Here is a 7,870-nt window from a genome sequence, read left to right on the forward strand (position 1 = left end):
CACTCGAACCGGATCGTGGGCTACTCCATCGACGGCCGGATGAAGGCCTCCCTAGCCGTGGCCGCGCTTACCCACGCCGTGGCCCTCCGGTCCCCTTCCGGGACTGTGGTCCACTCCGACAGGGGCAGCCAATTCCGATCGCGGAAGTTCGTTTCAGCGCTGCACGCCAACGGGCTGACAGGTTCGATGGGCAGAGTCGGCGCGTGCGGCGATAACGCAGCAATGGAATCATTCTTTTCGCTACTGCAGAAGAACGTGCTGAACCGCAAACGCTGGGAAACGCGCCAGGAATTGCGGCTCGCGATCATCACCTGGATCGAACGCACCTACCACCGCCGACGCCGGCAGAAAGCCCTCGGTAAACTAACCCCGATCGAGTTTGAGACAATCAACAACATGGTGCTAGCCGCCTAAGAAACTATCAACCCCACGAGTCAACCAAACCGTGGGCAGTCCCGTCCGATCCCTAACTCGCAAGGGTGTGAAAGCGACCACCTTCAAGTCTCCGTGGGGGGCCTCCAGTGCGTCGCGGACACATCGCGCCGCGGATCGCGCTACTCCTCGGTTTGCTCCTTCGGAGAGAGTGCGTCCTTCTGGCTGGAACCTCCGATAACAGGTCTCCACCACTGTGCTGAGGGGTCAGAATCGATCAAGAGTGTACGCACCAGCAAGGTCAGCGGAATCGCGAGAATCGCGCCGACAGGTCCGATGACTACAGCCCAGAACAAAACCGAGACGAACGTAATCGTCTGGCTGAGAGCTACCGCGTTCCCAACAATCCTGGGTTGCACAATCGATTGAACAACGAGGTTGATCACCCCGTAGATGACGACAATCGCAACGACAGTCCCCCACCCACCGGTGAAGAAGCCGAACACCAACGGAGGGATGATCGCGATGAAGTAACCGATGTTCGGGACAAAACTGCACAAAAACGCCAGCAGCCCCCAAAGGAAAGCACCCGGCACACCGAGGATCACCAGCGAAAGCCAGTTCAATGCCCCTTGGGCGACCCCCAGACCGGTAGTGGCTAACATGTACTTCCGAATCCCGATGGCGAAAGACCGGAGCGCGGCGACCATATCGGGGCGATCCGGCTCGATAAGCCGGAAGAGGAACGGAATGGAGGTCGCATCCATCGCCATCAGGATGAGCGTCGTGAGGATAATGACCAGCGCGACCGTTATGTTCGTTACCGAGCCAAGGATGCCGCCGACGATGGCCACTATTCGGCCCGGGTTCAGGTCTGAAACGACCACCTGGATTTGTTCCGGGTCGAGCCCCAATGCGCCAAGCCCAGCGGCGACTGTCTCACCGACTGCCGCTATCTGAGAGGCATACTGCGGCAACAGGGCTGCGAACTGGGCGAACGCCACAATAAGGGCGGTGACGAACGCAGCGAGCAGCAGAAAGACTGCTCCGATGACGGTACCCGTGGCGATCCCCTGTGGTGTGCCGCGACGCTCCAGAGCAATCCGCAGCGGATGCACACAGATTGTGAGGATCAGCGCCAGAAACACCGGGGCGATGAAGCCCTGAATCGCGTTCAGGCCGAATGCCGTGAGCGTTGCCCCACCGAGTCCCGCGAGGATCGCGGCCGAACGATACGATCGGGAGGTTGGTTCGCCCTGTGCCACCCCGGCTGGGATCTTGGTGGGTTCGACTACAGGATGGCGCTGAACGCTTCTCCGCCACCACACCATGTCCACCCCTCCGGCTTCCTCTGATCTGGCAAGTATCGGGCGGCGGCGCCACTACTACATCACCCGATGCGGGCGATGTCTACCGGAGGCGACAATGCAATTCTTGTCCTGCTGCTGGCCTCGGAGGAACCGAACGAAGGGCAGAAATATGTGGGTCCGGCTTCCATATCTGAACTGGGGCACCTCGGAAAGGCTGCGCCGGGCCCAATTCACCATCGACGTGTGGGGTAGCCCGCCGTCGGGGTTAGATTGACGCAATGCTCAGCGCCGTTGGGACGCTGATCCCGATAGCGGTCGCCGTCGCAATCAGCACCATCCCCATTCTGACCGCGGTTGCGCTCCTCTTGTCACGGGAGAAGCGCAATCCGTCAATGGCCTATTTGCTGGGGTGGGTCCTGGGCCTTTTTGGGGTCGCAGCCTTATTCAGCCTAGGGCTCTCCGCCACGCCAGAGTCCGTCACAGGCCGTTCAACCCCGACTTTTGGTGTTGCTGAAACGGTCATCGGCCTTGTGCTGCTGACCCTCGGTGCAATACTCATTTTTCGTCGCAGTCAGCCGAAGAATACAGCTTCGTGGATCGACCGCATGTCCGGGATCGGCGCATATTCGGCATTCGGCGTCGGTGTTCTCCTGAACCTTCGGGTCAAAGCACTCCTCCTCGCGGCGGCTGCGGGTCTGGCGGTCAATGCTGCACGGCCGACCCTGACGGAAAGCCTCATCGCCCTGGCGGTCTACACCGTCATCGGCTGCGTAACAGTAGCGGTCCCTGTTCTCCTCACCTTGGCAAAACCAGCAATGATGGAACCACGCCTGCGACAAACCCGCGACTGGATTCAGACCAATCAGCGCATGGTCACAGCCATCGTGGTCATCATGGTGGGCGCCGTCATCACCGGCAACGGACTCACCAACCTCAACGGCTAATTGCTGGTCGACCGCCCTGGAGATGAAGCAGAATGGGTTGATGCCGACGATCTCCTCCCTCTCCGACCCAGGCGCTGCAGAACCAACCATGATGGCGGTTGTCACGTCCGGTGTTGGTGGCTATGACCAGCTTGTTGTCGCCCAGGTCCCGGTTCCGGTTCCAGCCGAAGGCGAGGTGCTCATCCAGGTCCTGGCCGCCGGGATGAACAACACCGAAATCAACACCAGGCTCGGCTGGTACTCCTCATCAGTGACGACGGGCACCAACGATGCGGCCGGCGACCTCTCCGGGCCAGCGTCGACGCGGGCCGATGGGGGCTGGAAAACCCCCACTCCCTTCCCTCTGATTCAAGGTGCGGACTGCTGCGGGCGGATCGTCGCCGTCGGCCACGGGGTTGACGATTGTGTGCTCGGGTCACGGGTGTTGGTCCGTGCCTGTATGCGCACGCGGGGCTTCTCCTCGACGGAAACCACCTGGTTGGGGTCGGACCTGAATGGGGCATTCGCACAGTTTGTCGCTGTCCCTGCTCATGAGGTATTCGCTGTGGATAGTGATTGGAGCGCCGCCGAACTTGCCACCGTCCCCTGCGCCTACGGGACGGCGGAAAACATGGTCCTCCGCGCCGGTATCAACTCGGGTGCGCGAGTAGTGGTGACCGGTGCCTCCGGAGGCGTCGGATCGGCCGTGGTGCAACTCGCCAAACGACGCGGCGCCCACGTAATTGGCATCGCCAGCGACGCCAAACAGGAGCGAGTCCTGGCCCTGGGCGCGGATCAGGTCATTGGGCGGGATCATCCACTGGAGGTGTTGGGCGCGGAAAGCGCCGACGTCGTCGTCGATAATGTTGCCGGCACCGGCTTCTCTGCGATGCTCGGCCTCCTGAAGAGGGGCGGGACCTATGTATCGTCGGGCGCGATTGGCGGCCCCGTCGTCGAACTGGATATGCGCACCTTTTACCTGAAGGACCTCACCCTGGTTGGGTGCACGGCCTGGGATGAGGCGGCCTTTCCCAATGTGATCTCCTACATTGAGCGCGGAGAAATTCGCCCGCTTCTGGCGAAGACGTTCCCCCTCGACCAGATCGTCTCTGCCCAACGGGAATTCCTCGACAGGGCGCACGTGGGTAATTTCGTCCTCATTCCACCCGCGACCTCGTCCACACGATGAAACTTCGCCACAACTCGCCCTTCGTCCGCTTCTGGACAGCATCCACAGTGTCAGACTTCGGAACCTACATCACCACGGTGGCTTTATCGGTCCTTGTCCTGGTGTCCCTGAACGGCTCAGCCTTCGACCAGGGATTGGTCAACGCTGCCCGCTGGGCACCTTACCTTCTCTTCGGCTTGCTCGCCGGAATCTGGGTGGACCGGTTCCGTCGTCGCACGGTTCTCATCACCGGCGACTTCGGACGAGGATTGGTCCTGGCACTCTTGTGCCTGCTGGGGGTCCTGGGTTTCCTCACCGTGCCCTTGGTGATGACCCTGATGTTCGCTTTTGGGACGCTGGCGCTGGTGAGCGACGCCGCCCACCAATCCTTCCTGCCACAACTCGTTCCGCGACCGCTGCTTACGCGGGCCAATGCCCGCCTGCAGCAAAGCGACACCGTTGCCCAAACCACCGGAGGTGCGGTAGCCGGTGGCCTCGTCGCAGTGGTGACGGCGCCTTTCGCCCTACTTGTGGGGGCGGTCACCCACTTTCTTTCCGGCCTCGTTCTGCTCTCCCTTATGCAAGCAGCGGCTAACAAGCCATCTTTCCGCACAGACGGTTCCCTGCAGTACAAAATTGGTGAGGGTTTGCGCTGGATCTAGGGCCATCCACGGCTAAGGCCGCTAGCCTGGTCAAGCCACACATGGTTCATCGGCTCCGCCATGATGGGAGCTGTCCTTCCGGCGCTGGTGTTGAATGATCTGCGGCTTGGTGCACTGGGGCTGGGTTTGGTGCTGACCGGCGCAGGAATCGGCTCCGTTGTGGGTACCCTCCATTCGATCCGGATCGGGGAGCGGTGGGGTACTGGCAAAACCATGGTCATCGCACGCCTGCTTCAGCCAATCGCGCTCGCTCTGATTGCCCTCTCCCCCATGGTCGCTGCCGCGATGGCCGATGGCGGATTGGCTGATCAGTCGTATGGCTTGCCTTCCGAGTGGCCGGCGCCGCTCTGGGCGGCGTTTGCCGTCGCAGCGGGAGGCCAGTTCCTCTTCTGGCTGGCCATGGGCGTCGAAGGCCCCTTGGAAATGGGGTATTGGCAGGCGGTGACGCCGGACCGGTTGATGTCGCGGATGAGCGCCACCCGGCGCTCCATCAACCGCGGAATGATCGTGGTCGGGGCTCCCATTGGTGGAGCGATTGCCACTGTCACAACCACTTCCATTGCCCTCTGGGTCGCCGCCGGAATCATGGTGCTGGCAGCACTGGTGCTGCTGTTCTCGACCTTCAGAAACGCCGACGTTGAGGTCGATCAACTAACCGATGAAGAGGCACTCACCCAGTGAGTGCCGTCGCACGCTTGTTGCCGCCGTTGCCTTGGAGAGTGCGAAGCGAAAGAGCTAGCGCCGCTCCTGGCCCTTCATGAGGTCGGCGTGGTGCAGCGCGGCGACGTTGGGATGGGCACGCAATCGGTAGCGGAGGGCATTGTCCCCGTAGGTTTCGAGGATGGGACTGTTGGTTGGGTCAACTGATAATCCATGGGCTTCGGCGTGAAAGCGTTCGCTCATGTGCAGTGCTGGCATGGTGGCGTCGAGCGCCGGGTTGTAGAAGAACGGCAGCGAGATCCTGTCGGTGCCCTCGGACGGTGAGATCACGCGGTGCAGTGTTGCCTTGAGGTAGCCGTTCGTCGCCAGCTCGAGCATCTCACCGATGTTGACAACGAATGTGCCGGGAACATCGGGGACATCAATCCACTTCCCCTGGTATTCCACTTGGAGCCCACCCTTTCCCGGTTCCACGAGCAGCAGCGTCAACACGCCGCCGTCGCGGTGGGACCCCACGCCCTGTTTGGGCTCGTTGCCGGATTCCCCCGGATAACGCACGATTTTGAGCATCGGGAAAGCCCGGTCACCAAAGGCTTCATCGAAGCTGTCCTCGGGTGCCCCCACGGACACGGCAAGTGCCCGCAGAAGGTCGAGGGAGATGGCGCTCAGGTGCTGTGTCCATTCAGCAACAACCTCTTGCATCTCGGGCAGTTCTGCCGGCCACAGGTTGGGGCCTTCCAGCCGCCAGTAGTCAGCAACGCCGGCACCCGGCTTCACGGAAGCGCGATCGACGCCGATATCGATCTGTTCACGCCAGTCGACCGACCGATCGGTCAGTTCAGCGCCCATCCGGGTGTAGCCACGGAACTGGGGGCTATGGACATTCTCCAGCTCCAGTTTTTGTTCCTCCGGCAAGTCGAAGAAGCGGCGGGACGTGGCGAGCATGGCATCAACGATGTCCTGTGGGATTCCGTGGCCGGCCAGGTAGAGGAATCCGACGTCATGCATCGCATTGCGAAGGTCGTCCCGGAACTGCGACGCATCCTCCCCGCCCGCGCTAAGCCGCGAGTAGTCCAGGACAGGCAATGATTCGAGTGACACGTCGTTAAAGTCCTTTTCAGCAAATTTAGGAAACCGAAGTCCTTATCTGCTTCAACGTTACGACGCGAACCGATGTGCCGAAGGGTCGCGTTGCGAACTATGTCGCCGCTGGCATCAAGCCATCGGGTGGCTGCCTCATCGGTCGACCCTTGAAACAACCCCGATTCAGGAGGTGGTCTTCACGACGAGCACATCGCACGGCGCGTTGTGCACCACACTCCAGGCAACGCTTCCAAGAACCCGACGAAGGCCCTTCATGCCGACGTTGCCGACGACGAGCAATTGCGCTCCTGTGCGCTCGGCTTCCTCGATCAGGACGTCCTGCGGTTTGCCCTTGCCTGCGGCAGAGCGGACCTTTACCGCAGGGTGCTCATCCCGCAGTTTGACCGCGACCCGCTCGGCCAACTTCAGGGCTTGCTCGGCGTCGTCCAGTATCCACGTGTCATTTCCGATATGGACAACCTCGGTGTTACCCGTGATGTGTGCACTGAGCACCACGAGTTCCGCCCCCAGGCCCTCAGCCAATGCCGCAGCCCGCGACGCCGCCATGTACGCGGTATCGCTACCATCGACCCCAACAACCACATTTCCCGCCATCTTGGCACTCCTTGATCGTTGAACCGCGCGTGCGGTATCCGCACTCACTTAGTCTTAGTGAGAACCCTACTTGGCGAGGGAAACATTTGGATATCCAACCGGTGCGAGCTGTTCCTTTCCCTCCACATTACGATTGCGCATCGTCGGTGAAGATTCAGCATCTTTGAGTAACGGAAGATGTCACAGCGTCGAGAATCATCTCAAGGCCACCGGAGTGGATTTCGCATCTTCCGGCAACTGTCTTGGCGCAGAGCTCGACGACGAGCTTATGTTTTCGCATCTATGGAGGGGACCCAGTTGAGCATGAAGAAGGCATTACGAAGGCAAACACAGAAGGGGTCCGCATCCAGGTGGCGCACCGCCGTCGTCGGCCTAGTCGGCACAGTGGTGGCTTTGGGAACGGGGCTACCGTCGGTCGCAGCAGATGCAGGCGGCAGTATTTCCGGCACGATTACCGCCCCGGCAGGGAGTGATTTCTCGGGGATTAATGCTTGGTGTCATAGCCTCGTAGCAACAAACATTGTTGGGTAGAGGGAGTTGCTGGTGGCGCGGAGGTTGTTGACGTTTGCTGATCGGGCGGACATTGCGGTGGGGATTCGGGCGGGCCAGTCGGACCGGCAGATCGGGGTGGAGATCGGCCGGGATCACACGGTGGTGTGGCGGGAGCGGCTCCGGAACTCCACGAAGACCCGCGGCTACAAACCCGTGGCCGCGGACTGTAAGGCCGAGGATCGTCGGAAGCGTCCGCAGATACGCAAGATCGACGCGGACCCGGTCGTTCTGGCCCGGGTGAAAGCTGACCTCTTCCGGTCTAGGACCCCGCGTCAGATCGCTGGCCGTTTGCTTTTGGAGGCCACGGACTCCAGCGTTGAACCCATGGTCAAATCCCCCGATGCCCAAGGCCGGACCGTGTCCCACGAAGCGATCTACCGGTGGATCTACGCGATGCCCAAAGGCGAGCTCGCACGCGAAGGGATCATCCTGCAATCCAAGCGCACCATGCGTAAACGCCGCAGGCCTCTGGGTGAGCGTACCGGCGGGAGGATCATCGGGATGGTCAGCATCGATGACCGGCCA

The 7,870-nt window shown here is 61.3% G+C and carries 9 protein-coding genes; 6 read left to right on the forward strand and 3 right to left on the reverse strand.

Annotation, left to right across the window (positions count from 1 at the left end; translation table 11 throughout):
* The coding region (locus tag IWX62_RS15800) for a DDE-type integrase/transposase/recombinase (protein ID WP_196842370.1) at positions 1-414 on the forward strand (414 nt) is incomplete at its 5' end.
* Between the two features lie 140 nt (positions 415-554).
* On the opposite strand, the gene IWX62_RS15805 is transcribed toward IWX62_RS15800, so the two are convergent.
* Complete coding sequence (locus tag IWX62_RS15805; protein ID WP_333483480.1) at positions 555-1,637, reverse strand: AI-2E family transporter; 1,083 nt, start codon at positions 1,635-1,637, stop codon at positions 555-557.
* A gap of 323 nt (positions 1,638-1,960) precedes the next feature.
* Here IWX62_RS15805 and IWX62_RS15810 point away from each other — a divergent pair, with 323 nt between their 5' ends.
* From IWX62_RS15810 to IWX62_RS15825, 4 genes are read left to right on the forward strand one after another with little or no spacing between them, the layout of a single operon-like run.
* A complete protein-coding gene (locus IWX62_RS15810; RefSeq protein WP_196842371.1) occupies positions 1,961-2,626 on the forward strand; it encodes a GAP family protein in 666 nt (221 codons plus the stop codon).
* A gap of 40 nt (positions 2,627-2,666) precedes the next feature.
* Positions 2,667-3,794 (forward strand): zinc-binding dehydrogenase, encoded by a 1,128-nt coding sequence (locus IWX62_RS15815; protein WP_333483481.1) that lies wholly within the window; start codon positions 2,667-2,669, stop codon positions 3,792-3,794.
* The gene (locus IWX62_RS15820) at positions 3,791-4,435 is read left to right on the forward strand and encodes an MFS transporter (RefSeq protein ID WP_333483482.1); all 645 of its coding nucleotides are present in this window, start codon (positions 3,791-3,793) and stop codon (positions 4,433-4,435) included. Before IWX62_RS15815 ends, IWX62_RS15820 begins: the two co-directional genes overlap by 4 nt.
* Positions 4,436-4,495: 60 nt before the next feature.
* Positions 4,496-5,116, forward strand: coding sequence for a hypothetical protein (locus IWX62_RS15825; RefSeq protein ID WP_196842373.1), 621 nt, complete (start codon positions 4,496-4,498; stop codon positions 5,114-5,116).
* A gap of 54 nt (positions 5,117-5,170) precedes the next feature.
* Here IWX62_RS15825 and IWX62_RS15830 read toward each other — a convergent pair whose 3' ends face one another.
* Positions 5,171-6,196, reverse strand: a complete 1,026-nt coding sequence (locus IWX62_RS15830; protein ID WP_196842374.1) for an isopenicillin N synthase family dioxygenase — start codon at positions 6,194-6,196, stop codon at positions 5,171-5,173.
* A 165-nt stretch (positions 6,197-6,361) separates the two neighbouring features.
* The gene (locus IWX62_RS15835; protein WP_196842375.1) at positions 6,362-6,793 is read right to left on the reverse strand and encodes a universal stress protein; all 432 of its coding nucleotides are present in this window, start codon (positions 6,791-6,793) and stop codon (positions 6,362-6,364) included.
* Positions 6,794-7,336: 543 nt separating this feature from the next.
* Here IWX62_RS15835 and IWX62_RS15840 point away from each other — a divergent pair.
* The coding region (locus IWX62_RS15840) for a helix-turn-helix domain-containing protein (RefSeq protein ID WP_333483483.1) at positions 7,337-7,870 on the forward strand (534 nt) is incomplete at its 3' end.

This window comes from Arthrobacter sp. CAN_A1 (assembly GCF_015751665.1).
Classification (GTDB): Bacteria; Actinomycetota; Actinomycetes; order Actinomycetales; family Micrococcaceae; genus Arthrobacter_D.

What these genes read in the sequence shown, in the direction of transcription:
- IWX62_RS15810 (WP_196842371.1), top strand. Translation starts at nt 1,961, where the DNA reads ATGCTCAGCGCCGTTGGGACGCTGATCCCGATAGCGGTCGCCGTCGCA.
- IWX62_RS15815 (WP_333483481.1), top strand. Translation starts at nt 2,667, where the DNA reads ATGCCGACGATCTCCTCCCTCTCCGACCCAGGCGCTGCAGAACCAACC.
- IWX62_RS15820 (WP_333483482.1), top strand. Translation starts at nt 3,791, where the DNA reads ATGAAACTTCGCCACAACTCGCCCTTCGTCCGCTTCTGGACAGCATCC.
- IWX62_RS15825 (WP_196842373.1), top strand. Translation starts at nt 4,496, where the DNA reads ATGATGGGAGCTGTCCTTCCGGCGCTGGTGTTGAATGATCTGCGGCTT.
- IWX62_RS15835 (WP_196842375.1), bottom strand. Translation starts at nt 6,793, where the DNA reads ATGGCGGGAAATGTGGTTGTTGGGGTCGATGGTAGCGATACCGCGTAC.